1 protein-coding gene is annotated in these 993 nt (G+C 74.7%); it reads right to left on the bottom strand.

Going from position 1 to position 993, the window contains the following annotated elements; translation table 11 throughout:
* Positions 1–82: 82 nt before the first annotated feature.
* A partial coding sequence (locus HMPREF0731_RS21770; RefSeq protein ID WP_007006415.1) for an MBL fold metallo-hydrolase occupies positions 83–993 on the bottom strand: 911 nt, incomplete at its 5' end.

The raw sequence follows: 993 nt of genomic DNA on the forward strand, positions 1-993 counted from the left end.
GCGAGGCCGGCCGCGCCGAGCAGCCCGCGCCGGGCCAGGGTCATGGCGTGATTCTGCATGGGGCTCTGCCTTCCCGGGAGGATCAGAACTGCCAGCCGGCCGGCACCCAGGCGAAGCCCGTGTCGGTGCGCAGCATCCGGCCAAGCCCGGGGAAGGGGTAGTGGAAGCCCAGCACCAGCATCCGCTCGGCCGCCGCCTGGTCGAAGATGCGCCGCCGCGCCGCCGCCGCTTCCTCCGCGTCGCGATCCGGGCCGGGGCGCCAGGGGCGGTCGATATTGACCACCGGGTGGTAGGCGAGGTCGGTCGTCAGCAGCAGCTGCTCCGCCCCCGACTGCACCAGCAGGGCGGCCATGCCCGGCGTGTGTCCGGCGGCGGGGATGCTGCGCAGCCCGGGCACGATCTCGGCCCCGCCCTCATACAGCTCGACCTGGCGCGCACAGGGCTGGAGGCTGCGCCGGATGGTGGCGGCGAAGCGCCGCCGGAACTCGGCCGGCACCGGCATGTAGGAGAGGTCGGGCTCGCCCTGCACGAAGAAGGCCCAGTCGGCGCGCGGCACCATCACCCGGGCGCGGCGGAAGGCCGGCCCGCCCTCGGCGTCGCGCAGATTGCCGACATGGTCGGGATGGGCGTGGGAGATGACGATCAGGTCGATATCCTCGGCCGACAGGCCGATCCCGCGCAGCCGCTCGAACAGCCGGCCGCCCTGCGGCCACATCGTGCCGCCGGCGCCGACCTCGAGCAGGATGCGCTGGCCGCCGGTCTCCAGCAGCAGCGTGTTGAGGTTCAGGGTCAGATGGTCGGTGGGGAGGAAGGCGCGGCGCAGCACCGCCTCCAGCTCCGCCTCCGGCGCGTCGCTGGCATAGATGCGCGGCGGGCCGCCGATCTGGCCGTCGCTCAGCACCGTGGCGGTGATGTCGCCGATGCGGAAGCGGTAATGCCCGGCATTGCCGGGCGGCGCCGCGGCGGCCGGCTGGGCGGCGGCGGGCGCGGCGG

The sequence above is a fragment of the Pseudoroseomonas cervicalis ATCC 49957 genome, assembly GCF_000164635.1.
GTDB lineage: Bacteria > Pseudomonadota > Alphaproteobacteria > Acetobacterales > Acetobacteraceae > Pseudoroseomonas > Pseudoroseomonas cervicalis.